22 protein-coding genes are annotated in these 25,597 nt (G+C 47.9%); 20 read left to right on the top strand and 2 right to left on the bottom strand.

Features of this window, described 5'->3' with window-relative positions:
• Nucleotide 1 precedes the first annotated feature (1 nt).
• The 20 genes from rseP (at nucleotide 2) to rpoS (ending at nucleotide 22,576) form a co-directional block, all read left to right on the top strand.
• Entirely contained in the window at nucleotides 2-1,354 is a 1,353-nt protein-coding gene (rseP, locus tag XMM312_RS04095; protein ID WP_173488749.1) for an RIP metalloprotease RseP, read from the top strand.
• Nucleotides 1,355-1,375: 21 nt separating this feature from the next.
• Nucleotides 1,376-3,643 carry an outer membrane protein assembly factor BamA gene (bamA, locus tag XMM312_RS04090; RefSeq protein WP_173488748.1) on the top strand — a complete coding sequence of 756 codons (2,268 nt, stop codon included), beginning with the start codon at nucleotides 1,376-1,378 and terminating at the stop codon, nucleotides 3,641-3,643.
• Nucleotides 3,643-4,137: an OmpH family outer membrane protein gene (locus XMM312_RS04085; protein ID WP_173488747.1), complete on the top strand. Its 495-nt coding sequence runs from the start codon at nucleotides 3,643-3,645 to the stop codon at nucleotides 4,135-4,137. Before bamA ends, XMM312_RS04085 begins: the two co-directional genes overlap by 1 nt.
• 7 nt (nucleotides 4,138-4,144) lie before the next feature.
• Nucleotides 4,145-5,176, top strand: coding sequence for a UDP-3-O-(3-hydroxymyristoyl)glucosamine N-acyltransferase (gene lpxD / locus XMM312_RS04080; protein ID WP_371743467.1), 1,032 nt, complete (start codon nucleotides 4,145-4,147; stop codon nucleotides 5,174-5,176).
• Nucleotides 5,177-5,191: 15 nt separating this feature from the next.
• The gene (gene fabZ / locus XMM312_RS04075; RefSeq protein WP_173483417.1) at nucleotides 5,192-5,629 is read left to right on the top strand and encodes a 3-hydroxyacyl-ACP dehydratase FabZ; all 438 of its coding nucleotides are present in this window, start codon (nucleotides 5,192-5,194) and stop codon (nucleotides 5,627-5,629) included.
• A 2-nt stretch (nucleotides 5,630-5,631) separates the two neighbouring features.
• The gene (gene lpxA, locus XMM312_RS04070) at nucleotides 5,632-6,402 is read left to right on the top strand and encodes an acyl-ACP--UDP-N-acetylglucosamine O-acyltransferase (protein WP_173483416.1); all 771 of its coding nucleotides are present in this window, start codon (nucleotides 5,632-5,634) and stop codon (nucleotides 6,400-6,402) included.
• Complete coding sequence (gene lpxB / locus XMM312_RS04065; protein WP_217363873.1) at nucleotides 6,362-7,555, top strand: lipid-A-disaccharide synthase; 1,194 nt, start codon at nucleotides 6,362-6,364, stop codon at nucleotides 7,553-7,555. Before lpxA ends, lpxB begins: the two co-directional genes overlap by 41 nt.
• On the top strand, nucleotides 7,555-8,157 hold the full coding sequence (rnhB, locus tag XMM312_RS04060) for a ribonuclease HII (protein WP_173488745.1): 603 nt from the start codon (nucleotides 7,555-7,557) through the stop codon (nucleotides 8,155-8,157). The genes lpxB and rnhB overlap by 1 nt, the downstream gene beginning before the upstream one ends.
• A 1-nt stretch (nucleotide 8,158) precedes the next feature.
• The gene (gene dnaE / locus XMM312_RS04055; protein WP_173488744.1) at nucleotides 8,159-11,650 is read left to right on the top strand and encodes a DNA polymerase III subunit alpha; all 3,492 of its coding nucleotides are present in this window, start codon (nucleotides 8,159-8,161) and stop codon (nucleotides 11,648-11,650) included.
• A gap of 93 nt (nucleotides 11,651-11,743) precedes the next feature.
• Nucleotides 11,744-12,703: an acetyl-CoA carboxylase carboxyl transferase subunit alpha gene (gene accA, locus XMM312_RS04050; protein WP_173488743.1), complete on the top strand. Its 960-nt coding sequence runs from the start codon at nucleotides 11,744-11,746 to the stop codon at nucleotides 12,701-12,703.
• Nucleotides 12,703-13,980 (top strand): tRNA lysidine(34) synthetase TilS, encoded by a 1,278-nt coding sequence (gene tilS, locus XMM312_RS04045; protein ID WP_173488742.1) that lies wholly within the window; start codon nucleotides 12,703-12,705, stop codon nucleotides 13,978-13,980. Before accA ends, tilS begins: the two co-directional genes overlap by 1 nt.
• An 89-nt stretch (nucleotides 13,981-14,069) precedes the next feature.
• Entirely contained in the window at nucleotides 14,070-15,698 is a 1,629-nt protein-coding gene (locus XMM312_RS04040; RefSeq protein WP_173484534.1) for a CTP synthase, read from the top strand.
• A gap of 15 nt (nucleotides 15,699-15,713) precedes the next feature.
• Nucleotides 15,714-17,009 carry a phosphopyruvate hydratase gene (gene eno, locus XMM312_RS04035; protein WP_173488741.1) on the top strand — a complete coding sequence of 432 codons (1,296 nt, stop codon included), beginning with the start codon at nucleotides 15,714-15,716 and terminating at the stop codon, nucleotides 17,007-17,009.
• A 38-nt stretch (nucleotides 17,010-17,047) separates the two neighbouring features.
• Nucleotides 17,048-17,362, top strand: coding sequence for a cell division protein FtsB (gene ftsB / locus XMM312_RS04030; protein ID WP_371743466.1), 315 nt, complete (start codon nucleotides 17,048-17,050; stop codon nucleotides 17,360-17,362).
• Nucleotides 17,355-18,380: a tRNA pseudouridine(13) synthase TruD gene (gene truD, locus XMM312_RS04025; protein WP_173488739.1), complete on the top strand. Its 1,026-nt coding sequence runs from the start codon at nucleotides 17,355-17,357 to the stop codon at nucleotides 18,378-18,380. Before ftsB ends, truD begins: the two co-directional genes overlap by 8 nt.
• 46 nt (nucleotides 18,381-18,426) lie before the next feature.
• Nucleotides 18,427-19,179: a 5'/3'-nucleotidase SurE gene (gene surE, locus XMM312_RS04020; protein WP_173481436.1), complete on the top strand. Its 753-nt coding sequence runs from the start codon at nucleotides 18,427-18,429 to the stop codon at nucleotides 19,177-19,179.
• A 35-nt stretch (nucleotides 19,180-19,214) separates the two neighbouring features.
• Nucleotides 19,215-19,850 (top strand): protein-L-isoaspartate(D-aspartate) O-methyltransferase, encoded by a 636-nt coding sequence (locus tag XMM312_RS04015; RefSeq protein WP_173481480.1) that lies wholly within the window; start codon nucleotides 19,215-19,217, stop codon nucleotides 19,848-19,850.
• Nucleotides 19,851-19,856: 6 nt separating this feature from the next.
• Entirely contained in the window at nucleotides 19,857-20,801 is a 945-nt protein-coding gene (locus XMM312_RS04010; protein ID WP_217362077.1) for a DUF368 domain-containing protein, read from the top strand.
• A gap of 4 nt (nucleotides 20,802-20,805) precedes the next feature.
• Entirely contained in the window at nucleotides 20,806-21,531 is a 726-nt protein-coding gene (locus XMM312_RS04005; protein WP_217362076.1) for a peptidoglycan DD-metalloendopeptidase family protein, read from the top strand.
• Between the two features lie 52 nt (nucleotides 21,532-21,583).
• Nucleotides 21,584-22,576, top strand: coding sequence for an RNA polymerase sigma factor RpoS (gene rpoS, locus XMM312_RS04000; protein ID WP_173481435.1), 993 nt, complete (start codon nucleotides 21,584-21,586; stop codon nucleotides 22,574-22,576).
• On the opposite strand, the gene fdxA is transcribed toward rpoS, so the two are convergent.
• Both fdxA and mutS read right to left on the bottom strand, forming a co-directional pair.
• Nucleotides 22,577-22,900: a ferredoxin FdxA gene (gene fdxA, locus XMM312_RS03995; RefSeq protein WP_173481434.1), complete on the bottom strand. Its 324-nt coding sequence runs from the start codon at nucleotides 22,898-22,900 to the stop codon at nucleotides 22,577-22,579.
• 44 nt (nucleotides 22,901-22,944) lie between these two features.
• Nucleotides 22,945-25,512, bottom strand: a complete 2,568-nt coding sequence (gene mutS / locus XMM312_RS03990; RefSeq protein ID WP_254442832.1) for a DNA mismatch repair protein MutS — start codon at nucleotides 25,510-25,512, stop codon at nucleotides 22,945-22,947.
• Between the last annotated feature and the right edge of the window lie 85 nt (nucleotides 25,513-25,597).

The following is a 25,597-nucleotide window of genomic DNA, read 5'->3' as shown; positions in this document are numbered from 1 at the left end:
GATGGATTTTATCCAAACGGTTCTCTCTCTTCTTGTAACACTTGGCATACTGGTCACCATTCACGAGTGGGGTCACTACTGGGTAGCTCGTCGTTGTGGCGTTAAGGTACTGCGCTTCTCTGTCGGCTTTGGTAAACCTATCTGGATGCGTAAGGGCAAAGATGGCACTGAGTATGCTGTCGCCTCCATCCCTTTAGGTGGCTATGTTCGAATGCTCGATGAGCGTGAAGGACCGGTTCCAGATGATCTAAAGTCCCAAGCGTTCAACAACAAAAGCGTCTATCAGCGAATCGCGATCGTTGCAGCAGGCCCGTTTGTTAATTTGATCTTTGCCCTCTTTGCGTATTGGTTCCTATTCATATGGGGGGTGACGGTTGTAAAACCTGTCGTTGGCGCCGTTGCACCTGACTCGCTTGCAGAGCAAGCTGGTCTTCAGCCCAATTATGAGATCGCTGAGATTGACGGGCGAGAAGTGCTCTCATGGGAGGAGATCAATTTAGCGTTGGCAGCACGAGTGGGTGAGACAGGTGTATTAACTCTTCGTGCAGGTGAACCTAATTCTGGTTGGTTAAGAAACTACTCGGCTGATCTGCAAACTTGGGATGTTGATCTAGAGACCACTTCGCCACTTCGAGCCTTTGGCTTGTCACCCTGGCAGCCAGAAGTGCCTGCCGTTATAGGTCAAATCTCTCCTGATGGCCCAGCTTATAAAGCAGGTCTGCAAGAGGGCGATAGGGTCGTCAGCATTGACGATACGCCTATCGATAACTGGATGGCTTTGGTTGGCAAAGTGCAAGCTTCTTACGATACCGATCTTCGATTTGAAATTGTTCGTGATGAACAGTCCGAAGAGGTGATTGTAAGACCCGGCCTAAGACCCGGCAGTGATGCCTTAGTTGGCTATATCGGTGCCGGCGTTGTCGTCCCCCAGTGGCCAGACGATATGTTAAGGGATCTCTCTCAGGGGCCGGTGGATGCTCTCGTGAGTGCCTACGAAAAGACCGTTCAGATGATTGGACTGACGCTGGACTCGATCAAAAAGATGATCGTTGGTGTCATTTCAGTGAAAAACCTGAGTGGCCCAATTACGATCGCTAAGGTGGCCGGCGATTCGGCATCATCAGGGTTGGAATCCTTTATCAGTTTTTTGGCCTATCTCAGCATCAGCTTGGGTGTGCTAAATCTTTTACCAATTCCGATGCTAGATGGCGGTCATTTAGTGTACTATTTTGTAGAACTGATTCGAGGTCGTCCTGTCAGCGAGCGAACCCAAGCTTTCGGAATGAGGTTGGGTATGGCGCTGTTGTTTAGTTTGATGGCCATTGCATTTTTTAACGATTTAGCGCGTCTTTAAGCGTACTAGAGGAATCACTGGATGAAACGCTTCACACTCTTATCACTGTTAGGACTTATCTTCTCGGTCCATGCTATTGCCAGTGATTTTGCCGTCGATGACATTCGTATCGAAGGTTTGCAGCAGGTTGATCCAGCCATTGTATTCCGAAATTTTCCGATTAATCGTGGTGATCTTGTCGATCAACGAGCTCTCAATGATGCGACAAAAGAACTGTTCGAATCCGGTTATTTTGATGATGTAGAGCTACTCAAAGATCAAGGTGTGTTGATTGTTCGAGTTAAAGAGCGCCCGTCCGTTGCGCTGATTCGTCTTGAAGGTAACGACATGCTTAAAGATGAGCAGCTTATGGGTGCTCTAGAACAAGCTGGCGTTCAAGAGGGAGATATTTTTCGACGGGCTGCATTGGATAAAATCCGCTTAGAACTTCTTCGTGTCTACAATGAGGCCGGTCGCTACACCGCTGAGGTGACTACCGAGGTTGAACAGTTAGAGTCCAATCGTGTGGCGATTAATGTTGAGATTACAGAGGGTCAAACGGCCGTTATTCAGAAGATCAACATTATAGGAAATACCGTATTCAGCGATGAAGAGTTGCTTGACCTGTTTGATTCAGGCTTAACCAACTACCTCTCTTGGTGGACCGATAACGATAAATACGCAAAAGAGCGCTTAAGTGCTGATATTGAGCGTATGACCAGTTTTTATCTGGATCGTGGCTATTTGAAATTCAATGTTGACTCTACCGATGTCTCAATTAGCCCAGATCAGAAACAGATTTTTATCACGATAGCGATCAACGAGGGTGAGTTATTCACTCTTAGTGACGTAAAAGTGGCCGGTGATATCGCAGAATATGCTGAAGAGTTAAATGCAGCACTGCTTGTCTCTACAGGTGATACCTTCTCTAGAAAATTGGTGACTGAGACTCAGTCAGAACTCAATGAGATCATCTCAGGTTACGGTTTCCTTAATGCACGCGTATCCGTTGTTCCTGAAGAGAAGGGTGAGGGTAAGGTTGACTTAACATTCTTCGTTGCTCCAGGAAAGTTAACCTACGTTCGTCGCATAGAGATTCGTGGTAACTCGACCACTGCAGATGAAGTGATCCGTCGTACCCTGCCGCAAATGGAGGGAACGGTTGCGGTCGGCAAAGATATTAAACGCTCCAAAGAGTTGTTGGATAAAACAGGCTACTTTACGAAGGTTTCGATCAATACCAAGCCCGTTGTTGGGGTTGAGGACCAAGTCGATGTGGTCATCCATGTTGAAGAGGGGCTGCTAGGTCAAATCAGTGCCGGTGTTGGTTACTCGAGCTCAGAGGGATTGGGTTATCAAGCTGCGTTCCAGCAGGATAATTTCTTAGGATCAGGTACCAGTTTTAACGCCTCCTTCAATATGTCGGACGTCGTTACATCGGTAGCCTTCTCTTACGATGACCCATATTACACACTCGATGGTGTTGGCCGAGGTTTTGGCTTCTATGTAAGCCAAAAAGATTATGCAGAAGCTGATATTTCAGACTATGACGTCAACTCTATTGGCGGTGATGTGAACTTCTCCTACCCAATCGACGAGTACCAGCGCCTTCGTTTTGGTCTAGGTATCGATAACACAGATATTGTTCTGGGTGCCGCGCCACCTTCATTTATTACTGACTTTACCAATGTTGAAGGTAAGGATTACCTGACCTATAAATTGACAGGGTCATGGACCAGTAACCGACTCAATAGTGCTATGTTCGCGACTCGCGGTACTTACCAATCTTTAAGTACTGAAATAGCGGTGCCTGGCGGTGATTTGAGTTTCGCCAAGGCAACCTACACCGGTAAGTACTACTACCCATTTGACCGACAAGAGACCTTTGTTGGTGCTTTGCGCACTCGCGTTGGCTACGCTGACTCCATTGATGGTGGTAACTACCCCTTCTTCGAAAACTATTTTGTCGGTGGCTTGACCAGTGTACGTGGTTATGCAGCTAATACGATTGGGCCTAAAGAGGGGACTAGTGTGATTGGCGGTAATGGACTATTTTCAGGTTCTGCTGAGTTCATCTTCCCAATGCCCTTTGTCGAAGATAAAGACTCTTGGCGCACTCTATTCTTTGTAGATGGTGGCTCTGTCTATCAGGACGATCCTAGTTTTGATGATATGAGATACTCAGCGGGTATAGGCATATCATGGATCACGCCGATCGGTCCTCTCTCTATTTCAAGTGCTAAAGCCCTGAATGCATCGTCAGATGATACCGAAGAGCAGGTTCAGTTTGCGATTGGGCGTATGTTCTGATGTTGAAAAATCTCCTAGTTTCTCTGGCAATCTTTATTACCTCTGCAGCGCATGCGGGTCAGGCTGTTGTATTGGATGTCCAAGCGGCGCTTCAGTCGAGTAATGCTGCAGAAGCCTTTCGCGCTGATTTAGTCAAAAGCACTTCCCAGCAAGAGTCTCAGGTTCGTGATCTAGAGACACAGGCTAAGAAGATGCAGTCTGATTTTGAGTTGAACAAGGGGCTGCTGACTCAAGAACAGATTCAGCAAAAAGATCTCCAATTCAAGAAAGTCTATGGCGAGTATCAGCGACAGCTGCAAGCGCTTCAGCAGCAGCGAGCGGCTATGGAGAAAGAGTTTTTAGAGAGTATGCGTCCTAAGTTGGATCAGGTCATCAAAGCGCTTATTGATGAAGGCGATATTTCGCTGATTATCAATCGTCAGTCGGCTATCTATGTTGATCCTAGAATCGATATTACAGGTGAGATTATTAAACGCCTGAATGCCCAAGAGTGACTGGGGTTTGACTGATTTTTCCGAAAAAGCGTCCGATTTAGCTCTTCGCGTTGGTGGAGAGCTGGTTGGTAGTGATTGTCTAATCTCTGGGATGTCTACCCTTGATAAGGCCGGTGCTGGTCAGCTCTCTTTTTTATCCAACGCCAAATACCAAAAACAGCTTCCTGACACTCAGGCTGAAGCCGTTTTAGTCAGTGAGGAGTTCGTTGACCTAGTCCCCAATAGCGCCATTGTAGTTGCCAATCCCTATCTAGCCTTTGCAAAATTATCCCAGCTGTTTGATTGGCGTGGTCCATTAGTCTCTGGAATTGCGCCGACTGCTAAGGTTGACCCTTCAGCAGAGATCGACCCCTCTGCTCAGATTGCGGAGGGTGCCATTATTGGTGCTCAAGTTAAGGTGGCTGCCCATGCTTATGTAGGTCCCAACGTGGTCATAGGTGAAGGTGTCTTGGTCGGTGAGTCAACACGGCTTGAAGCGAATGTAACCCTCTACCCAGGAGTATCCATCGGTAAGCGATGCATCATTCATTCTGGTGCTGTGATTGGAGCCGATGGGTTCGGTTTTGCTCATGACGGTCAGGGCTGGGTAAAAATCGCCCAAGCCGGTGGTGTGATTTTAGGTGATGATGTTGAGGTCGGTGCAAACACAACGATCGATCGCGGTGCTCTGTCGGATACTTTGATTGCTAATGGTGTGAAATTGGATAATCAAATTCAGATTGCACACAATGTTGAGATCGGAGAGTCAACGGCCATAGCAGGTTGTACTGCAATTGCGGGTAGCACTCGCATCGGCTCTCATTGTACTATTGCAGGTATGAGCGGTGTCACGGGGCATTTAGAGATTGCCGACCGAACCCACATCACGGCGATGACTTTGGTCAGTAAATCAATCAAAGAGTCGGGTGCTTATTCATCGGGTACTGGGGTTGAACCTCACGCTCAATGGAAGCGAAATGTGGTACGGTTTAAGCAACTTGATGAGTTGTCCCAGCGCGTTAAAAATCTAGAAAAGCTTGTAAAAAAGCTTGCTGAATAAGGCTAAAAACTGAATATGATGGATGTAAACGAGATCCGTAAATACCTTCCGCACCGCTACCCTTTTCTATTGGTTGATCGCGTTGTAGAACTAACACCAGGTGAATCCATTGTCGCTTATAAGAATGTGACCGTTAATGAGCCTTTCTTTAACGGCCACTTCCCAGATCATCCCGTCATGCCCGGTGTTTTGGTTGTTGAGGCGATGGCTCAAGCGGCCGGTATTCTTGGTTTTAAAACCATGGATAAAACACCTCAGGATGGTTCGATCTACTACTTCGTTGGTGCTGATAATCTCCGTTTTAAGCGCCCAGTTGTGCCTGGCGATCGTCTTCAACTTGAAGCGTCGATATTGTCTGAAAAACGCGGTATTTGGAAGTTCCAGGTTAAAGCGACGGTTGAAGGTGAAACAGTTAGCTCGGCAACCATTCTGTGTGCTGATAGGAAGGTCTGATTTTGATTCACCCGCAAGCGATTATCGATCCCTCTGCTAAGTTGGCAGAGGGTGTTGAGGTTGGACCTTGGAGTTACATTGGACCTGATGTTGAGATCGGTGCTAATACTCGCATTGAATCTCACGTTGTTGTCAAAGGCCCGACCAAAATCGGTAGCGGAAATCATATATTTCAGTTCGCATCAGTGGGCGAAGATTGCCAAGATAAAAAGTATGCTGGTGAACCCACAGAGTTGATTATCGGTGATAACAACGTTATTCGAGAAGGCGTAACGATTCACCGCGGAACGGTTCAGGATAAAAGCCTGACGCAGATTGGCAGTCATAACCTTCTGATGGCTTATGTCCATGTGGCGCATGATTGTGTAGTCGGTGATCATACGATTTTGGCCAATAATGCAGCGTTAGCTGGGCATGTTCATGTGGGTGATCATGCGATTTTGGGCGGTTTTACAGCCGTTCATCAGTTCTGTCACATTGGTGCACATGTCATGTGCGGTGCTGGTACTGTTGTGCTTCAGGATATCCCCTCTTACACCCTTGCAACCGGTAATCCAGCGTCACCACACGGCATCAATGCAGAAGGTCTAAAACGTCGAGGCTTCTCATCTGAGTCGATCCGTGCGCTTAAGAATGCCTATAAAACGATCTACCGTAAAAACCTCACTCTTGCGGATGCGATCGCTCAACTAGAGTCCCTTGAAGCTGGCGAGTCAGCTCTGACCCCATTGATTGAGTCGCTACGTCACTCCTCTCGTGGAATCATCCGTTAATTCAACTAGACCCATTAAGGTTGCTATTGTTGCTGGAGAAGAGTCCGGTGACATTCTTGGCGCTGGGTTGATCAGTTCGTTAAAGAAACGCTATCCCAATGCCACATTTGAGGGGGTAGGGGGCCGTCGAATGATTGCCAAGGACCTTGATTCAGAGTTTCCTATGGAGCGTCTGTCGGTTATGGGTCTGGTGGAGGTCTTAAAACGGCTTCGCGAACTTTTAAAACGGCGCAAGAAGTTAATAGAAAAGTGGTTGCAAACACCCCCCGATCTTTTTATTGGCATTGATGCTCCCGACTTTAATTTAGGTCTTGAGAGAGTCCTAAAAGAGCGTGCCATCCCAACGGTTCACTATGTCAGCCCCTCGGTTTGGGCCTGGCGAGAGAAACGTCTAAAAAAGATTGAACAGTCGGTTGATTTGATGCTCTGCTTTCTCCCTTTTGAAGCGAAGTATTACAAAGATACTCAGGTTAAGGCTCAGTTTATTGGCCATCCATTAGCCACTCAGCTGCCACTCTCTATTAGTCAAAGCCAAGCCAAAACGGCTCTTGGTCTGAGTGATGCGAGTCCCGTATTGGCTCTGATGCCAGGAAGTCGCAGTTCTGAAGTGGGTAAGTTGGCACCCCCGTTCATTGAAACGGCACTCGCGCTTTGCAGTAAGATTCCCAATCTTCAGGTCATCCTTCCAGCCGCTAACGAAGCCCGTTATCAGCAGATAGCCCTGTTAATTCGAGAGGCTCAGGCAGAGAGTAAGATTAAACTTGTTCAAGGCTCCTCGCAGGAGTGTTTGATGGCGGCAGACTCAGTTTTGATTTCGTCCGGTACGGCAACACTGGAAGCGATGCTCTGTTCAACGCCTATGGTGGTGGCCTACAAAATGGCCCCGCTGAGTTATGCGATTATTTCTCGAATGCTAAAAACTCCCTATGTATCCCTGCCTAACCTATTGGCAGGCAGAGCATTGGTTCCCGAGATTTTTCAGTCTGATGTGAGGGTCGAGGTATTAGAGCCTCTGGTTTTACAAAGTCTGACGGATAGCCATTACATTCAATCGCTGCAGCAGGAATTTTCTGATCTGTCTGGGCTAATTCGCCAAGATGCCGATGAGCAAGCGGCAGAAGCTGTATCCACACTATTGGAGTTTAGAAGCTGATGCAGCCTCAAGAATTTAACTTTGCTGAGCACTCTCTCTTTGCCGGTGTGGACGAAGTAGGGCGAGGACCGCTTGTTGGCGATGTGGTTGCAGCAGCAGTGATTCTCGATCCTAACAATCCTATTGAGGGGTTGATGGATTCGAAAAAGCTGTCTGAAAAGCGTCGTGAAGCTTTGTCCATTGAAATTAAAGAGCGAGCGTTGTGCTGGTCAATAGCGGTTGCAACGCCGCAAGAGATTGATGAACTGAATATTTTGCACGCGACAATGCTGGCGATGAAGCGAGCGGTGTTGGGATTATCCCAAGTGCCTGATCATGTCTATGTGGACGGTAATCGCTGCCCTGAGATTCCTTACTCTGTTGAAGCGGTGGTTAAAGGTGACTCAAAAGTTGCAGAGATCAGTGCGGCCTCAATCATTGCTAAGGTACATCGTGATCATCAAATGCTAGAATTGGATGCACAATTTCCGCAATATCAATTTGCTAAACATAAAGGCTACCCGACGCCGGCTCATCTTCAACTGATACAAGAGCATGGGGTATTACCGGAATATCGTCGTTCATTTGCACCAGTAAGGCGCCTAATAGAGGAGAATCAGTAGAATGACTGACGCATCGTTCGTCCATCTTCGTGCGCACTCTGAGTTCTCTCTCTATGATGGTCTGGTTCGTGTTAAAGAGTTGGTAAAGCATGCTGCACAGGCGCAGATGCCCGCTGTTGCGTTAACCGATCAGACCAATTTTTATGCTTTAGTTAAGTTCTTCAAAGCGGCAACTGCGGCGGGTGTTAAGCCTATCTGTGGGGTCGATTTTTGGGTGGTAGATGATGCCGATCCAGAGTCGCCACCGACCCAGTTGACGCTGCTTGTTAAAAACGGCTTGGGTTATCGTAATCTCACCGAACTGGTCTCTAGAGCCTATGCCGAAGGTCAGTCACTCGACCCTGAACGGGCGATTATTTATAAAAGCTGGATTGCTGAAAAGTCTGAGGGTGTGATTGCTCTCTCGGGCGGTCGCCGTGGGGAGATAGGTCAGGCGATCCTATCTGGTCAGGGGGATTTAGAGGCTCGTCTGCAATTTTGGATGGACCTTTTCCCAGATGCGTTCTATCTGGAATTGGTTAGAACAGGGCGTTCTGATGAAGAGACGGTCATCCATAAAAGTATCGAGCTTGCCCAGTCGCTGGGTTGTCCTGTCGTTGCAACCAATGAAGTGATGTTTGTCCGCGAGGATGACTTTGATGCTCATGAAGCGCGAGTCTGCATTAACCAGGGGCGCACGCTGGATGATCCTACGCGCCCAAGAGATTACTCTGATCAGCAATATTTCAAATCCTCTGAGGAGATGATTGAGCTCTTCTCTGATATTCCCTCAGCTATTGAAAACAGTGTTGAAATCGCAAAACGATGCAACATCGAGATTGAACTCGGAACTTACTACCTGCCAAGATTCCCAATACCTGAAGGGGTATTGATGGATGACTACTTCAGGAGAGTGTCTGAAGTCGGTTTAGAAGAGCGCCTCGATTTTCTTTTTGATCGAAACTCCGAAGAGTTTGCTGAGATTCGTAAGGCCTATGATGAGCGGTTGAAGTTTGAGCTGGATATCATCATCCAGATGGGTTTCCCAGGTTACTTCCTGATCGTCATGGACTTCATTAAATGGGCTAAAGAGAATGGTATTCCTGTAGGGCCGGGACGTGGTTCGGGTGCCGGCTCGTTGGTCGCCTATGTCCTTAAAATTACCGACCTTGACCCACTTGAGTACGATCTTCTTTTCGAACGTTTCCTTAACCCAGAGCGTGTTTCGATGCCGGACTTCGATATCGATTTCTGTATGGATAATCGAGATCAGGTCATTGACTACGTCGCTCAAACCTACGGGCGAGATGCCGTTTCACAAATCATTACCTTCGGTACCATGGCGGCTAAAGCGGTGGTTCGAGATGTGGCGCGTGTTCAAGGTAAACCCTTCGGTCTGGCTGACCGCCTCTCTAAATTGATCCCATTTGAAGTGGGAATGACACTCAATAAAGCTTGGGAGCAGGAAGATGCGCTTCGCGAGTTCGTTGAGGGCAGTGAAGAGGCTCAAGAGATTATGGAGATGGCCTACAAACTCGAGGGGGTTACTCGAAATGTAGGTAAGCACGCCGGTGGTGTGGTGATCTCTCCAACCAAACTGACCGATTTCTCGGCTACCTATTGTGATGCTGAAGGTCAGGGCTTGGTGACCCAGTTTGATAAGAATGATGTTGAAGAAGCGGGTCTCGTTAAGTTCGACTTCTTGGGCCTTAGAACCCTGACTATCATTGATTGGGCGCTTGAGACCATCAATAAACAGAAAGAGATTGAAGGCGAAGAGCCGCTGCGAATTGAAGCGATCGATCTAGAGGATCCTGAAGTCTACGCTCTACTCAAGCGTGCCGAGACGACGGCGGTTTTCCAGCTCGAATCCAGTGGCATGAAGGATTTGATTCGCCGCCTCTTGCCGTCACGCTTCGAAGATATCGTCGCACTGGTGGCCTTGTTCCGCCCCGGTCCTTTGCAATCAGGCATGGTTGATGACTTTATTAACCGTAAGCATGGCCGCGCTGAGATGGCTTGGCCTCACCCTGATTACCAGCTGGATTCTCTTCAACCGGTATTGGAGCCGACTTACGGCATCATTCTCTACCAAGAACAGGTCATGCAGATCGCTCAGGTGATGGCGGGTTATACGCTGGGCGGAGCGGATATGCTGCGTCGAGCAATGGGTAAGAAAAAACCAGAGGAGATGGCGAAACAGCGACATCTTTTCATTGAAGGCTCAAACGCTCAGGGCATTGATGAAAAACTGGCCGGTAATATCTTTGACCTGGTTGAAAAGTTCGCGGGTTACGGATTTAACAAATCCCACTCGGCTGCCTATGCATTGGTCTCTTACCAAACAGCTTGGCTAAAAACCTACTATCCAGCGCCATTCATGGCTGCTGTTATGTCCTCTGATATGCAGAACACCGACAAGGTGGTGATCTTCATTGAAGAGTGTCGTCAGATGAAGCTTAAAGTACTGCTTCCCGACGTTAATTTGAGTGAGTTCAAATTTACGGTGGGTCCAAATCAGGAGGTTGTCTACGGGCTTGGAGCGGTTAAAGGCGTAGGTGAGGGTCCTGTTGAAGCGATCATGGAGGCTCGGAAATCGGGAGCGTTTAAAGATCTGTTCGATTTCTGTAAGCGAGTAGGGTCTAAAAAACTCAACAAGCGAGTGCTTGAATCGTTAGTACGCTCTGGTGCAGTTGATGCCTTAGGTCCCAATCGAGCGGTGTTGTGGGCCGCTATACCTGCAGCTTTGCAGGCGGCCGATCAAGATGCGCGCAATCAAGATGCGGGTATGTTTGATCTGTTTGGTGAGTCCGAAGAGGTTGTCGATGCCGATCCTTTCGAGCAGTTCATGAATGCTCGCGAGTGGAGTGACAAAGAGCGCCTGAATGGCGAGAAGGATACCCTCGGTCTTTACGTGACGGGCCATCCTATTGATGAGTATGAGACCGAATTAAAACACTTTGTTTCTCGTAAACTACAAGAGCTTCAACCGGCTAGAGGGCGAGCTCAAAAAATGGCCGGCTTGGTTGTCGACCTGCGTGTCAAAAAGACCAAGCGAGGCGAGAATCTCTGCTTTGTAACCTTGGATGATCGATCCGCTCGTATCGATGTGAGTCTGTTTGGTGAAACCTATGATGAAGCGCGTCGTCTGATTCAAAAAGATCAGGTGATTGTGGTGGAAGGTGAGGTGGCTCAAGACGACTATAACGGTGGCCTCAAGGTGCGTGGGCAGCAGGTATTAAGTGTCGCGGATGCCCGTATTCGTTATGCGAAGTCGTTGACGATTAAAGCCGATGCAAAGGGGTTAACTCAACAAAGCTTGAGAATGTTGCAGGACTCTTTGAAAAAAGCACGCGCTTATCAGCAGGGTATGCCTGTTGTAATTGACTATAGCTGTGCTGAGGCGAGGGGTCGGGTTGAACTTGGCTCAGAGTGGATTGTCTCTCCTGATGACGACCTGATGCAATCACTTCGCGAGCAGTTTGGTAATCATAGCGTCTCGCTGATCTACTAGTTTTCCTGACAGTATTTAGCCACCTAGGGTGGCTACTTTTTTGCGTGCGCGGTAGAATTCCACAATCAGTTTTATCTTTTAGAAGCGAATTGTATGAACCCCAACTACCTTGATTTTGAACAGCCAATTGCTGATCTGGAAGCAAAGATCAACGAACTTAAACACGTTGGCGAAGATAATGAGAGTATCAACCTCTCTGACGAGGTATCACGCCTTCGTGAAAAAAGTCACTCTCTGACTCGTTCAATCTTCTCTGACCTGAGTGCTTGGCAGGTTTCGCAATTAGCTCGCCATCCGCAACGCCCATACACTCTGGACTACATCAAATACATCATCGATGAGTTTGAAGAGATTCATGGGGATCGTCATTTTGCTGATGATCAGGCAATTGTGTGTGGTATTGGTCGTTTAGATGGTCAGCCTGTTGCCGTGATTGGTCATCAAAAAGGTCGTGAAGTCAAAGAGAAGGTTCGTCGCAACTTTGGTATGCCTCGTCCAGAAGGTTACCGTAAAGCACTCCGTGTGATGGAGATGGCAGAGCGATTCAATATGCCAATTCTGACCTTTATCGATACTCCAGGGGCTTACCCAGGCATCGATGCTGAAGAGCGTGGTCAATCCGAAGCGATTGCATTTAACCTTGCGAAAATGTCTAAGTTGAAGACGCCTATTATCGCGACAGTGATTGGTGAAGGGGGTTCTGGTGGTGCATTGGCTATCGGTATCTGTGATGAGCTACTAATGCTTCAGTACTCAACTTACTCAGTCATCTCTCCAGAGGGGTGTGCTTCAATTCTATGGAAGAGCGCAGAGCGTGCTTCAGATGCCGCTAAAGCGATGGGTATCACGTCTGAGCGTCTTCACGAACTGGGTCTGGTTGATCAGATTGTTGCTGAGCCGCTAGGTGGTGCGCACCGTGATCCCGCGTTGATGGCCGCTAGTCTTAAGCAGCAGTTGCAAGCCTCACTGCAAAAACTGACTGGCCTAGCTGATCAAGAGTTGCTGGATCAACGTTATCAGCGAATTCTCTCTTACGGCGCAATTGGTCGTTAATGAGCAATAAAACAGCCGCAGATATTCGAGAGAGTCTGCGGCTTTTTTTTCTACAACATCCCCATATTGAGCATTGGGTCGTTGCCTACAGCGGCGGTCTAGACTCAAGCCTGCTTCTTAAGCTCTGCTCTGACATACTCCCTCCTGATCGCTTGTCAGCAATGCATGTTAATCATCAGCTGCAAAGCGGCTCTGATAGCTGGGAGCGATTTTGTGCTGAATCATCATCCGAATGGGGTGTCACTTTTGAATCAGTAAAAGTGACCTGTGACTCCTCGTCTGAAGAGAGCGCAAGGCAGGCGCGTTACTCTGCATTTAACAAGCATTTAAAGCCCAAAGAGGCTTTGCTGCTAGCCCACCACCAAGATGACCAAGCCGAAACGGTCCTCTTTAACCTCTTTAGAGGCTCAGGTGTTAATGGGCTTTCGGGAATTGCTTCAAATAGGACAGTTGGGGGAGGAGAACTTTTCAGACCGCTTCTGAATACGACAAGAGCTGATATCGAGTCAGCGGCTAAAGAGTTGCACATTGCTTGGGTGGATGATCCCAGCAATCTCGATACAAGCTTTACCAGAAACTGGATTCGTAGAGAGTTGTCGGGTGTTTTGAGCGCTCAATGGCCTGACTGGAAATCTAAGCTGGCTAAAACAGCGTCACGCTTGAGCGAAGCGAGTGAATTGCATGAAGCGCTGGCGCAGATGGATCTTGAACGTTGTCAGCTAGAGGAGGGGGTTCTCTCCTTAGCACTCCTGTTGCAGCTCTCACTGGCACGTAAGAAAAATCTTCTCTATCACTGGTTAAGTTCTGCTGGTCAGAAGGTAGGCTCGGAGAAACAGCTGGAATCGATTGCAAAGCTGGATGTTAAGGCAAAGGGTGAGTGGCAATTTTCCACAGTGATTTTGCGCGCCTATGATGAGAAGTTATTTTTATCACCTGATATTGAACGTCAACCCTGTGAGTCCATTGAGTGGGTGGTCTCTGATGAGACAGTGACATTTGGTCCTGGTCAGTTGAGCGCCATTAGATCTGAGGCTGGTCTGCCGGTAGATATGAAACTAACTCTTCGAGCTCGAGAGCCAGGTGAGTCTGTTTACATTGAGTCTCGCGGGGGGCATGTCAGTATTAAAAAGCTGATGAATGAGCATCGAATCCCACCTTGGTTAAGAGAGTGTTGGCCAATTGTCTGTTCGTCGGGTCAGGTGGTGGCGATTCCTGAAATATGGCTGGATGAAAAAGTCTGCGTTAAAGACGGATTTTTACTAAATTGGGTCGTTTGATGTTTGTTACCAAAGCGCTCTTTTGGTAGACTGATTTCCCATCTTGAGTTCGCTAGAACTCCCTACAAACTCTATCTGACAGGTTCTGCATGACGCGCTATATTTTCGTCACCGGTGGTGTTGTTTCCTCATTGGGCAAAGGCATTGCTTCGGCCTCTCTCGCGGCAATTTTGGAAGCGCGTGGTCTTAAAGTCACCATGCTTAAGCTCGATCCATACATTAACGTGGATCCTGGTACTATGAGTCCGTTTCAGCATGGTGAGGTATTTGTCACCGAAGATGGTGCTGAAACCGATTTGGACCTTGGCCACTACGAGCGTTTTATTCGTACGACCATGGGCAAGCGAAACAACTTTACGACAGGCCGTATTTATCAACACGTTCTTCGTAAAGAGCGCCGTGGTGATTACCTAGGCGGAACTGTTCAGGTTATTCCTCACATCACTGATGAGATTAAGCGCCGCGTTATCGAAGGTGCAGGTGATGCTGATATCGCTCTCTGTGAGATTGGCGGTACCGTTGGTGATATTGAGTCCTTGCCGTTCTTGGAGGCTGTTCGTCAGCTGAAAGTGGAGCTGGGCTCAAACCGCGCTATGTTCATGCACCTTACACTTGTGCCTTACATTGCTACGGCCGGTGAGATTAAAACTAAGCCGTCACAGCACTCTGTGAAAGAGCTGCGCTCTATCGGTATTCAGCCTGATATTTTGGTATGCCGCTCTGATTTTGCGCTGCCTGAATCACAAGCTAAAAAACTCTCTATGTTTACCAACGTAGAAGAGCGCGCTGTTATTTCATTGCCTGATGCAAATACCATCTACAAAATCCCTGCGATGTTAGAAGCACAAGGTTTGGATCAGATCGTTGTTGAACGATTTAACCTGGATTGCCCTAAGGCTGATCTAGGTGAGTGGAATGCGGTAGCTGATGCGTTTTTGAATCCAGAGGGTGAAGTGACCATCGCGATGGTCGGTAAATACATGGAACTTCTGGATGCCTACAAGTCTCTTATCGAGGCGATATCACACGCAGGCATCTCACATCGTAAGAAAGTAAAAATCGAATACATCGATTCTGAACGTGTTGAGCGGGAAGGGGTTGAGATCCTTAAGGACTTCAGTGCGATCCTAGTACCTGGTGGATTTGGTGAGCGTGGTGTTGAGGGTAAGATCGAGGCGGTACGTTACGCTCGTGAAAATAAAGTCCCTTACCTTGGTATCTGCCTTGGCATGCAGGTTGCTGTAATTGAGTACGCACGTAATGTTGCTGGCTTGGCGGGTGCGACCTCGTCGGAGTTCAATACAGAAGCTGAGCACCCTGTTATCGGTTTGATTACTGAGTGGACGGATCACACCGGTGAAGTTGAACAGCGTACTGATGATTCAGATCTAGGTGGCACTATGCGCCTAGGTGCTCAGTTATGTCATCTTAAAGCGGGCACGCATGTTGCTGAAGCCTATGGTTCAACTGAAGTTGTTGAACGTCACCGCCATCGTTATGAAGTGAACAATAATTACGTTGCACAGCTAGAAGCTGCCGGACTTGTTATCTCAGGTCGTTCAACGGATGGTGAATTAGTCGAGGTTGTGGAAGCACCAGATCATCCGTGGTTTGTGGCTTGTCAATTCCACCCAGAGTTCACCTCTACACCACGTGATGGACACGGTCTATTTAAAGGATTTATTGGCGCTGCGCTTGAGTACCAAGCGAACAGCTAATTAGGAGTTAGGGAAATGACTACAATTGCAAACATCAAAGCACGTGAAGTATTGGATTCACGTGGTAACCCAACGGTTGAAGCGGACGTTGTTCTTGAGAACGGCATCATGGGGTCTGCTTGTGCGCCATCGGGAGCATCAACCGGTTCACGTGAAGCATTAGAGCTACGTGATGGTGATAAATCTCGCTACCTAGGTAAAGGCGTGCTTAAAGCTGTCGCTGCCGTGAACGGCGAAATCAAAGATGCCCTAGTTGGCATGGATGTGACTGATCAGCGCGCTCTGGATAACAAGATGCTTGAGCTTGACGGTACTGAGAATAAGAGCAAATTTGGTGCTAATGCCATTCTTGCTGTTTCACTTGCTGCTGCTAAAGCGGCTGCTCAAGCTAAAAACATTCCACTTTACCAACACATCGCAGAGATCAATGGTACTCCAGGTCGCTACTCTATGCCTGTGCCAATGATGAATATCTTGAACGGTGGTGAGCACGCGGATAACAACGTTGATATCCAAGAGTTCATGGTGCAGCCAGTTGGCTTATCAAGTTTTGCCGAAGCGCTTCGTTGCGGTGCTGAAATTTTCCACGCGTTAAAAGCGGTGCTTAAAGCTAAAGGCCTTAATACAGCGGTTGGTGACGAAGGTGGTTTTGCGCCAAACCTTGCGTCTAACGAAGAGGCACTGGTTGTCATTAAAGAGGCGATCGCTAACGCAGGTTACGAGTTAGGTAAAGATGTCACTCTGGCACTAGACTGTGCATCCTCTGAGTTCTACAAAGAGGGTATGTACGATCTAGCGGGTGAAGGTAAGAAGTTTGATTCAGAAGGATTCGGTGACTACCTTAAAGCATTGACTGAAAACTACCCAATCGTCTCTATTGAAGATGGCATGGATGAGTCTGATTGGGATGGTTGGGCGAGCCTAACAAGCAAGATCGGTGATAAGGTTCAGCTAGTTGGTGACGATCTATTCGTAACCAACACTAAGATCCTATCTCGTGGTATCGAGCAGAGCATCGGTAACTCGATCTTGATTAAGTTCAACCAGATCGGTTCACTGTCTGAAACCTTGGATGCGATTAAAATGGCTCAGGATGCTGGCTTCACGGCAGTCATCTCACACCGTTCTGGCGAAACTGAAGATACAACCATTGCTGACCTTGCAGTGGGCACAGCAGCTGGACAAATTAAGACCGGTTCACTTTGTCGCTCGGACCGTGTTGCTAAGTACAACCGCCTCATTCGTATCGAAGAGGAGTTGGGTGCTGAAGCAGCATACCGAGGCCTAGTTGAGATTAAAGGCCAGGGTTAATAGAAACATGATATAAAAGGGCCTTAGGCCCTTTTTTTGTGGAGAAAAATAGCTTGCGTTGGTTTTGGTTAATTCTGCTCCTAATGGCAGTGGCGCTTCAGTATCGACTCTGGTTCGGAGAACCAAGCTTGCCTCAGATTTGGCAGGTACAGAGCGATATTGAAGAGCAGCGCCAGATTAATCAGAGGCTTTTGGAGCGAAACTCAGAGCTGGAAGCTGAAGTGCAAGATCTAAAACGCGGCTTGTCAGCACTCGAAGAGAGAGCTCGATCTGAAATGGGAATGATCGGTAAAGAGGAAACTTTTTATCAGGTGGTTAAGCCTTTGACACCATCGGAGATGGATAGTGACTGAATTTGTTGTAGAGCCCTTTAGCTATTTGAACGGCCAACCCGATGTGAATGCACAGCTCCGTTCTGCACCAGAAGATTTTCGTGTTGTTGAAGATTTGGGGTATGAACCAGAGGGTGAAGGCGAACATCACTACCTATACATTCAGAAACGCGGTGAAAACACCGATTGGGTGGCGCGTCAGTTAGCTAACTTCTGCCAGGTCAGCCCCAGAGATGTGGCCTACGCAGGTAAAAAAGATCGCCATGCCGTAACTGAGCAGTGGTTCAGTGTCCATCTGCCCGGATCTCGACGTGTGCTTAACTGGGCGTTATTCGGCGGTGATACAATCAATGTTCTCAAGTCGAGTAAACATCGTCGCAAGATTAAACTCGGTCATCTTAAGGGTAACCGATTTGAGATTACCCTCAGAGAGGTCTCTGATGTAAATCGACTTCTGCATAAAGCGACTTCTCTTGAATCAGGGGTTCCTAACTACTTTGGTGAGCAGCGATTTGGTCAGTCGTTCGGTAATCTTCACTCAGGATTGGCTATCCTGTCGGGTGAGTTGGTTGAACGTCAGCGCAACAAACGCAGCATGTACATTTCGGCACTGCGTTCCTATCTATTCAATCGAGTGATCTCCACTCGTATAGATCAAGGCACCTGGGATAGCCCTCTCGATGGGGATGTCTTGATCGAAGACTTCACGCAAAAAGTTCATCGTTACGACGCTAATGATCCTGATCAAAAAGCCCGTTTCGATCAGTGCGATCTGCATTTGACTGCGCCGATGTGGGGTAAAGGCGAATTATACTCCCTGGATAAGGCTCAGATGATAGAAAAGTCGGTCGTCGCGGGGTATCCTCAAATATCTGAGGGGTTGGAAACGCTTGGGCTTAGACAAGAGCGTCGCAGTATGCGATTGGTCCCAAGAGATTTGCATGTGGAAGTGCTAGAAGAGCAGGTCGTAAAACTCAGTTTCTCTCTTCCATCAGGCTCGTTTGCCACGAGTGTTTTGCGTGAGCTGTGTGTCTGGTAACCCTTTCCACTTAGGATTGAGCCAATAATAGATAAGAGATAACTAGATGCATATTTTGGTTTCCAATGATGATGGTGTTTACGCACCGGGGTTGCGGGTTCTTGCTGAACGTCTAAAAGAGGCAGGTCACCGCTGTACGGTTGTAGCACCTGATCGTAATAGAAGCGGTGCTAGTAACTCGTTAACCTTGGATCGTCCTCTTGATGCAATTGTGCATAGTAGTGGTTATTTTGGAGTCGATGGAACGCCAACCGATTGTGTGCATTTAGGGGTTTCTGGGATTTTCTCAGATGGTGATATCCCTGATATCGTCGTTTCCGGTATCAATGCGGGTGCAAACTTGGGTGACGATATTGTCTATTCAGGTACCGTGGCTGCGGCAACCGAAGGTCGTCATTTGACACTACCACCTATAGCAGTATCGACCTGCAATTTTCACCCTAAACACTATGAAACGGCCGCACAGGTAGTGGCTGATCTGGTCGCGAATATTGAATCCTTGAAGGTTGCACCGAGAACCGTCATTAATGTGAATGTTCCTGATCTCCCTATGGATCAATTAAAGGGTGTGCAAATTACCCGTTTGGGCCACCGCAGTGCTGGCGAACCGCCACTACCTACTCAAGACCCACGAGGTCGAACTCGCTATTGGATTGCCGCCGTCGGTGAAGCCAAAGATCGTGTTGAAGGTACCGATTTCTATGCGGTTGAAAATGGCTATGTTGCGGTCACCCCTCTGCAGCTGGATATGACTCGCTACTCTGATCTTGATCAGGTGGCTGATTGGTTGGAGCAGTAATAGTGTCCCAACAGCTTTTACGTGAAGGGATCGGAATGACTTCACGCCGAACAAGAGAGAGGCTTCTCAATCGCTTGCAGGATCAAGGGATCACCGATAAAGCGGTATTAGAGACGATCGTTGAAACGCCCCGTCATCTCTTCATTGATGAAGCGCTATCGCATAAAGCCTATGAAGACACCGCGCTGCCAATTGGATATAACCAAACCATCTCTCAACCCTACACTGTCGCTAGAATGAGCGAGTTGCTGTTGGAGTTTGGTGCTAAAGATAAGGTGTTAGAAGTTGGCACGGGATCTGGCTATCAGACAGCAGTTCTTGCTCAGCTCTGTCAGCAGGTTTTCAGTGTAGAAAGAATTCTTCCGTTACAAGAGCGAGCTGCATCTGTACTGGGCTACTTGGGATTGAGTAATGTCTCTCTTTTTCACACTGATGGTGGAATGGGGCTCGAGCATGAGGCACCGTTTGATGCCATTATGGTAACGGCAGCCCCCTCAGTTATTCCCGAATCTTTGAAGAAGCAATTGAAGGTGGGTGGCGTTTTAGTGGCCCCTGTTGGAGATGAAGAGCAAAAACTGGTTCGCATTTTGCGACGCAGTGATTCGCATTTTGAGACCAAAGTGATAGAGCCGGTTAAGTTTGTTCCTCTACTCAATGGGTTGGTAAGTTAATAGACAATGGATCATTTAAATAAGCAGCGCACAGCGTTTCAATATTTTAAGTTGTTATTGAAAGGGATGTTGATGGGTGCGGCTGATGCTGTTCCTGGTGTTTCAGGTGGAACTATTGCCTTCATTACCGGTATCTATGAAGAGCTCATTCACTCGATTCGTCGCTTCGATTTGAAAGCACTGAATGTTCTTTTTAAGAAAGGCTTAGTGGCTGCCTGGAAACAGGTTAACGGAACCTTCTTGTTGGTCCTTGTAGCCGGTATCGCGCTCAGTATCATCTTATTGGCGAAGACGGTTCTGTTTCTCCTAGACGAGTACCCGGTTCTGTTGTGGTCGTTCTTCTTTGGTTTGATTCTTGCGTCAACATGGAGTGTGGCTCGTCATGTTGCAGGTTGGTGCGCCAATCGGATGTCCGTCTTTGTTCTTGGCGCGGTGTTGGCCTATTTGTTGACCTCCATGTCGCCCAGTAGTGTGCCTGATTCGGCGCTGATGGTCTTTTTTGCAGGGATGATTGCCATCTGTGCCATGATTCTTCCAGGTATCTCAGGTAGCTTTATTCTGCTTCTATTAGGGATGTATACGACCATTCTGACAGCGATTAAAGAGTTTGATTTTGCTGTTATCGCACTGTTTGCCGCTGGTGCGGCCTCTGGTTTATTGGCGTTTTCTCGAGTATTGAGTTGGGCTTTCAATCATTATCGCTCAATGACTTTAGCGCTGTTGTCAGGTTTTTTGCTGGGTTCACTCAATAAGGTGTGGCCATGGAAGTACACACTCTCTTACACCATCAACTCTAAAGGGCATCAGGTGCCGCTCGTGGAGCAGAATGTTACCCCAACAGCCTTTACAGATCTTACGGGTGAACCATCTCAATTAGTGTTGGCCATTCTATTGATGCTGTTTGGCTTAGCGGTTGTTCTGTTAATCGATAGACTGCCATCGAGAGGCTAACTGTTTGCGGCTCACTGCTTTACTTGCATTTGCGCTACTTCTCTCTGCTTGCAGCACAGGGTATGCCCCAGTTTCAGATCAGTCACTAGGTCTTCAGCGACCCACCATCGGTGCGGGTGAGTATCGTGTTCGATCGGGTGATACTTTGATTGGTATCGCCTTTAAATTAGGGATCGATCACAGAAGATTGGCCGCAATCAATGGCATTAAAGATAAAGATCTAATATACGCCGGCCAGGTTTTAAAAACTCAAGGCAGCCCTGTTGCTACTCCTTCAAAGCCCCCCTCTAGAGCGGTTGCTAAGCAATCAGTCAACAAAACCCCATCACCTAAAAAGAGAGTTGCGCCAGTCGTGACAAATTTTTCTTGGGGTTGGCCACATTCTGGCAAGATTCTTGCTAGGTATTCAGCTAAAGAGGGTGGCAATAAAGGTTTGGATATCTCTGGCAAACTGGGTGATGCAGTTAAAGCAGCAGCACCTGGGCAGGTGGTATATGCCGGCAGCGGTTTGCTAGGATACGGAAATCTTGTCATTATCAGTCATAGCCAAGAGTTTTTGAGTGCCTATGCGCACAACAGTAAAATTCTGGTTAAAGAGAATCAGCAGGTAAAAGCGGGGCAAGTGATTGCTGAGCTTGGAAGCAGCGGAGCAACGGTTCCCATGCTTCACTTTGAGATTCGAAAAGACGGTAAGCCGGTTGATCCGTTGCGCTATCTACCCAAACGATAGCCCGAACGTTTCAACAAGCCCTCACCCAATAGCTTGATGAAGTGAGTGCAGTATGAATTCAGACAGCAAGATTGAGTTCAATGATGAGTTGTCAGATGATTTAGATCTTTTAGATGGCGAACAGAATAATAATCAAAATGAGCATGAGACAGTCGTCGACTCTCGTCGTGGTAAAGACGGTGTCGCTCATGAAGATTTAATCTCAGCAGTTCAGCTGGACTCGACCCAACTCTACCTCAATGAAATTGGTGCTGCCTCGCTGTTGACGCCCGATGAAGAGAAATCTTTGGGTAGAGCGATCCAACAAGAGGGGTGCATGAAATCCCGTGCGCGAATGATCGAGGCTAATCTGAGGTTGGTGGTTAACATTGCGCGTCGTTACCAAAATCGCGGCTTATCACTGATGGATCTCGTTGAAGAGGGTAATCTTGGACTTATTCGTGCAGTAGAAAAGTTTGACCCTGAAAAAGGCTTTCGTTTTTCCACCTATGCCACTTGGTGGATTCGCCAAGCGGTTGAACGTGGGGTCATGAACCAGACGCGAACCATACGTCTACCCATCCATATTCTTAAAGAGTTGAACAACTATCTTCGCGTTGCACGTGAGCTCTCTCTTACACTGGATCGTGAGCCGACCCCAGAAGATGTGGCTCGTCATCTAGATGAGCCTCTGGAGAATGTTGAAAAGATTATGCGGTTGAATCAACGCGTTGGGTCTTTGGATATTGTGGCAACAGAGGATGGTCGATCGCTAACGGAAGTCATTTCGGATGAAAATGTTAAGTCCCCCGATGACCATAACGCCGATGAAGACCTTCACAAGAATCTAGAATATTGGATAGGCACGCTTCCAGAAAAACATTGCGAGGTTATCTCTCGACGCTTCGGCTTGCGTGGTTTTGATGCTCAGACCCTGGAAATGGTGGGTAATGAAATCGGCCTGACTCGCGAAAGGGTACGACAGATTCAGGTGGAAGGACTCAAAAAGCTTAGAGCGATCTGTTTAGAGAATGGTCTTAACGTCGATTCGCTGTTTAGGCTGTAGCTAACGCTCTAGTAACGCTAGCTTGTCGGTTTTTCCATTCCACTCTTCAGCATCAGAGAGTGGTGCCTTCCGGTAACGGATGTTTGGCCACTGCTCACTCAGTTCGGCATTGAGTTTGTAGTAGATATCCTCCTGTGGGAGAAGGTCATCCTCATGTTTAATAGCTTGAGCAGGGCATTCAGGTTCGCACAGTGCGCAATCGATACACTCATCAGGATGTATCACTAAGAAATTGGGGCCTTCGTAAAAACAATCCACGGGGCACACATCGACACAATCCGTATACTTACACTTGATACAGTTTTCGGTCACGATAAACGTCATGTGTTACCTCCCATCAGCTTTCTATTGAGTATAGATTAAGCGGATCAGTATTTCTCAACTAACTGTTTGAGCTCATAGATTAGGTCCAATGCCTCTCTAGGTGTGAGTGAGTCAGGATCCAATGCTTTTAACTTTAAGTCGCTCTCAGATGGAATAGGAGCGATAAAGAGATCGTTTTGTTGTGGTGATGCCGCTCCAGCTGTTTTGAGGCTGGTTGAAGTAAGAGGTTGAGATTGGCTCCCCTCTTCGAGCTGAATCAGTTTTGATCGGGCACTTTGAATCACTGAGCGAGGTACACCTGCCAATTGAGCAACTTGCAGACCGTAACTCTGGCTTGCAGGCCCCTCTTGGACCTCATGCATAAAGACAATATGGTCGTTATGTTCAACAGCCGTTAAGTGCACATTGACGACGCCGTCAATAAGCTCTGATAGTTGTGTTAGTTCAAAATAGTGGGTTGCGAATAGCGTCAGAGCCTTACACTCTTTAGCTAAATACTCTGCTGCGGACCATGCAAGTGATAGGCCATCAAATGTACTTGTGCCTCTTCCTACCTCATCCATTAGAACTAAAGAGCGCTCTGTTGCGTTATGCAGTATGTTAGCCGTTTCGGTCATCTCAACCATGAAGGTAGAGCGTCCGCCCGCCAGGTCATCGGAGCTACCCATTCGAGTGAAGATTTGATCGACGATGCCAATTTCCGCGCTGCTGGCCGGAACAAAGGAGCCAATCTGAGCCATTAAGGTAATGATGGCTATTTGTCGCATATAGGTGGATTTACCACCCATATTTGGACCGGTCACCATCAGCATCTGTCGTTCTGAATTGAGTTCGGCATTGTTGGCGACAAAGGGCGTGTCTAACACCTGTTCAACAACAGGGTGGCGACCTTCAGTAATCCTTAAACTAGCCGAATTAATCAAAGCTGGGCAGCTGTATTCCAAAGTAGAGGCGCGTTCAGCGAGGTTGCGTAGCAAATCTAACTCTGCCAGTGCCTCGGCTGATGAACGAAGAGGAGTAAGCTGTTCGGCAAGTAGATCGAGCAGCTCATCATAGAGGGCTTTTTCGCGGGCCAATGCACGGCTTTTCGCGCTAAGTGCTTTATCCTCAAACTCTTTAAGTTCCGGTGTTATAAAACGCTCTGCGTTCTTAAGAGTCTGACGGCGTTGATACTCTACTGGAGGTTCAAACTGTTGGGCTTTACCGACCTCAATAAAGTAGCCGTGCACGCGATTGTAGCCAACCTTAAGTGTGGCGATGCCTGTGCGAACTCGTTCACGTTCCTCGAGGTCAATTAGATAGCTACCTGCGTTTTCACTCAGGCCCTGAAGCTCATCAAGCTCAGCATCGTAGCCACTGGAAATGACACCGCCTTCACGAATGACAACGGGAGGATTCACTTTAATAGCTCGGCTCAAAAGCGAGGCTAGATCCGGAAAGGAAGAGACAGCCTGTTTGAGGTGGATGAGTCGATTGCCTTCGCAATCTGTCAGTAATTCTTGGATGTCTGGTAGCGCATTCAGTGCCAATTTGAGACGCTCTAGATCCCTTGGTCGAGCTGAGCGCAGAGCAACACGTGACAGAATTCGCTCTATATCGCCAATTGAGCGCATGACATCGTCAAAGGCTTCAAAACGGAACTGATCCAGCATCCATTGGATGGCTTGCTGTCGTTCTTGTAGAGCAGTGATATTACGAAGGGGTCTGTGCAGCCATCGGCGCAGCATTCTGGCAGCCATAGGTGTCTTAGTTCTATCTAAAACAGAGACCAGGGTTTGCTCGCTACCACCATTGAGGTTGACATCGATCTCAAGATTTTTACGTGTAGCGGCGTCGATATGAACCGCCTCGTTACCCTTATCTACGATTAAACTGTTGATGTGGGGTAGAGCGCTTCGCTGAGTATCTTTAGCGTATTGCATTAAACAGCCAGCCGCCGCAACAGCAAGTGACATGCCTTCACAGCCAAACCCCACTAGGTCTCGAGTTTTGAATTGCTCGTTTAGGATTCGATGTGCGGTCTCAATCTCAAACGCCCAAGGTGGCTGGCGCCTCAGGCCAAGACCACGAAGCGACTGGATCCACTCTTGCTCAGCAAGCTCATCTGAGACAAGCAGCTCTGCAGGCTTTAGTCGCTCGATTTCGGAGTGTGCGAATGCTGAAGTGTCGAGTTCAGAGACATGAAAGCGACCTGCGCTAATGTCCAGTACTGCTAGGCCATATCGATTTTTATGTTCATAAATGGCGGCTAAAAGATTATCACGACGCTCCTCTAGAAACGCCTCGTCTGTCAATGTGCCAGGTGTGATGATTCGAGCAACTTGACGCTCAACCGGCCCCTTGCTGGTGGCTGGATCACCTACTTGCTCGCAGATGACAACGGACTCACCCAGTCTAACCAGCCTGGCGACGTAGCCCTCGGCTGAATGAAAAGGGACTCCGGCCATTGGAATGGGCTCACCGCCCGATTTGCCACGTGCAGTTAGCGAAATGTCCAACAGCTCGGCAGCTCGTTTAGCATCGTCGTAAAAAAGCTCATAAAAATCCCCCATGCGATAGAACAGAAATTCATGTGGGTGATCGGCTTTGATGCGTAAATACTGTTGCATCATTGGCGTGTGCTGGGAAAGATCTTGTGGACTATTGGACATAAAATTTACAATTATTAAAGCGAGCTAAAGATCAGATTCTACTTGA

This window comes from Marinobacterium sp. xm-m-312, assembly GCF_013283295.1.
Taxonomy (GTDB): domain Bacteria; phylum Pseudomonadota; class Gammaproteobacteria; order Pseudomonadales; family Balneatricaceae; genus Marinobacterium_E.
Note: the sequence above shows the minus strand (reverse complement) of the source record. Positions and strands in the feature narration are given on the sequence as shown.

What these genes read in the sequence shown, in the direction of transcription:
- surE (WP_173481436.1), top strand. Translation starts at nt 18,427, where the DNA reads ATGCATATTTTGGTTTCCAATGATGATGGTGTTTACGCACCGGGGTTG.
- accA (WP_173488743.1), top strand. Translation starts at nt 11,744, where the DNA reads ATGAACCCCAACTACCTTGATTTTGAACAGCCAATTGCTGATCTGGAA.
- fdxA (WP_173481434.1), bottom strand. Translation starts at nt 22,900, where the DNA reads ATGACGTTTATCGTGACCGAAAACTGTATCAAGTGTAAGTATACGGAT.
- rseP (WP_173488749.1), top strand. Translation starts at nt 2, where the DNA reads ATGGATTTTATCCAAACGGTTCTCTCTCTTCTTGTAACACTTGGCATA.
- tilS (WP_173488742.1), top strand. Translation starts at nt 12,703, where the DNA reads ATGAGCAATAAAACAGCCGCAGATATTCGAGAGAGTCTGCGGCTTTTT.
- eno (WP_173488741.1), top strand. Translation starts at nt 15,714, where the DNA reads ATGACTACAATTGCAAACATCAAAGCACGTGAAGTATTGGATTCACGT.
- rpoS (WP_173481435.1), top strand. Translation starts at nt 21,584, where the DNA reads ATGAATTCAGACAGCAAGATTGAGTTCAATGATGAGTTGTCAGATGAT.
- mutS (WP_254442832.1), bottom strand. Translation starts at nt 25,512, where the DNA reads ATGATGCAACAGTATTTACGCATCAAAGCCGATCACCCACATGAATTT.
- XMM312_RS04040 (WP_173484534.1), top strand. Translation starts at nt 14,070, where the DNA reads ATGACGCGCTATATTTTCGTCACCGGTGGTGTTGTTTCCTCATTGGGC.
- XMM312_RS04010 (WP_217362077.1), top strand. Translation starts at nt 19,857, where the DNA reads ATGGATCATTTAAATAAGCAGCGCACAGCGTTTCAATATTTTAAGTTG.
- XMM312_RS04085 (WP_173488747.1), top strand. Translation starts at nt 3,643, where the DNA reads ATGTTGAAAAATCTCCTAGTTTCTCTGGCAATCTTTATTACCTCTGCA.
- rnhB (WP_173488745.1), top strand. Translation starts at nt 7,555, where the DNA reads ATGCAGCCTCAAGAATTTAACTTTGCTGAGCACTCTCTCTTTGCCGGT.
- fabZ (WP_173483417.1), top strand. Translation starts at nt 5,192, where the DNA reads ATGATGGATGTAAACGAGATCCGTAAATACCTTCCGCACCGCTACCCT.
- XMM312_RS04015 (WP_173481480.1), top strand. Translation starts at nt 19,215, where the DNA reads ATGACTTCACGCCGAACAAGAGAGAGGCTTCTCAATCGCTTGCAGGAT.
- dnaE (WP_173488744.1), top strand. Translation starts at nt 8,159, where the DNA reads ATGACTGACGCATCGTTCGTCCATCTTCGTGCGCACTCTGAGTTCTCT.
- bamA (WP_173488748.1), top strand. Translation starts at nt 1,376, where the DNA reads ATGAAACGCTTCACACTCTTATCACTGTTAGGACTTATCTTCTCGGTC.